General features: G+C 37.8%; 2 protein-coding genes. One reads left to right on the top strand and one right to left on the bottom strand.

Going from position 1 to position 1,737, the window contains the following annotated elements:
* Positions 1-156: 156 nt before the first annotated feature.
* Positions 157-1,371: a methyl-accepting chemotaxis protein gene (locus KIV40_RS18890; RefSeq protein WP_285350739.1), complete on the bottom strand. Its 1,215-nt coding sequence runs from the start codon at positions 1,369-1,371 to the stop codon at positions 157-159.
* A 158-nt stretch (positions 1,372-1,529) separates the two neighbouring features.
* On the opposite strand from KIV40_RS18890, the gene KIV40_RS18885 reads away from it, so the two are divergent.
* A partial coding sequence (locus KIV40_RS18885; RefSeq protein ID WP_285350737.1) for a helix-turn-helix domain-containing protein occupies positions 1,530-1,737 on the top strand: 208 nt, incomplete at its 3' end.

The raw sequence follows: 1,737 nt of genomic DNA, 5'->3' as shown, positions 1-1,737 counted from the left end.
TGCCAGCGCTTTCGCTAAATTAGTAAATCATCAATAACTACAGGTATGGTAAATTTACTTATGAAGAGCTAATGCGATGAGTAGCATCGCACTAGCAAAAGTATTGGTTTATGTTTAGGTACGCGCTAAGTGCAGTTACGTTAAATCAACTCTAAATTACACTACAAATTTCTGCACCTTCTCCTCAATATCTTTTGAAACTAACGATACTATCTTATTAATTCGTTGAACTTCATCAAGCCCTTGGGTATTACTTTTAACAAGTGCATTAATTTCTTCCAAACGCTTAGATATATCCAATGTAACAGCAGTCTGCTCTTCTGATGCTGTTACAACAAGAGTATTAATATCCGATATCGACGTAGCTTTTCCTGCAATATTTTCAAATCCAGCTTGAACCTCACCTACTGAGCTGATCGACTTTCCCATGACGGTAGAGTTACCATCAATAACTATTTGAGCTCTTTGGCATAACTCTTGAAGCTCTATAATATTATCAGAAATACTCTCTGTAGAAGACTGAGTTTTTGAGGCCAATGACCTAACCTCGTCAGCAACAACAGCAAAACCTCTTCCTAGCTCACCCGCTCTAGCTGCTTCTATAGCAGCATTCAATGCTAATAAATTTGTTTGGTCAGAAATATTTCTTATAACGTCAACCACTGAACCTATCGTATCTGAATGCCCCCTTAGAGTATTCATAATTTCTCGAGATTCCTTCATTGATGTCCCCATACTTTGGGTTGCATCTTCACTGGAGATTAAAGCAGCCCTGCTCGAATTAATAGTATCAAGTGTGGACAATACAGCAGACTCAGCATCGTGAACTCGATGTGCTACATCATTAGCGGTTGCGGACAACTCAACAGTAGCAGAAGCCAATTGTTCCACTTCAGATAACTCTAACTTTGAATTATCTGAAACGACACTGATTGCATTAGATATCTCCTTCTGCGCCTCACCTAATTTCAATACACTCTCATTAGATAATGAAAAGAGAAGGCTATGTATTGGCTCCCTGAAAGATTTCAACTTATTTGCAAGAGATGAAAATTCATCATTTCTATTAGGGTTGTTTTTCAACCACTCACAAACAGGTCCAGGTCTAACATCAAAGTTATTCAATTGGTCCATATGCCGATTAAAAACATCAATCGGCCTCACAACCCTGAGCATAGTAAATTGGCAGATAATCATACTAAAAACAATCAACACGCCCATTGCAAGCTCAATATATCCAGTTGAAATGATAGTAGTCTTAACAACTCCTTCCTCAATCATAAAAATCATAACCAAACATAAAAAAAGGAACACTGTCACTAGAGAAAGTATGAGAAATAACGTTTTTACCTTTATTGATTTAAGCACCACTTTTTAACTTCCTTATTTCGATAGACATGCATTTACAACAAAAAACCAATATTAATTATATGCTACACAACTTTTAATTCCATCAATAATTAATTGTGTATACCCGTGATCATTGAAGATGCTTGATTTTCTTTAGAATCAGGATCATGCTACGCACCATGAAACTAATATTGACTCCCCAACAGAAACTACAACTCGAAGAGATGCACGATTCCACTCGTGATGGTCGAGTGCGTGACCGCATCAAAGCGGTTTTACTTGCGTCTGAAGGTTGGAGTCAGACGATGATTTCTCAAGCTCTTCGTATTCACGAATCGACTGTTGCACGTCACCTCAGTGACTACGTGCTTTCTGAAAAACTGAAGC

Source organism: Vibrio sp. D173a, assembly GCF_030248475.1.
Note: the sequence above shows the minus strand (reverse complement) of the source record. Positions and strands in the feature narration are given on the sequence as shown.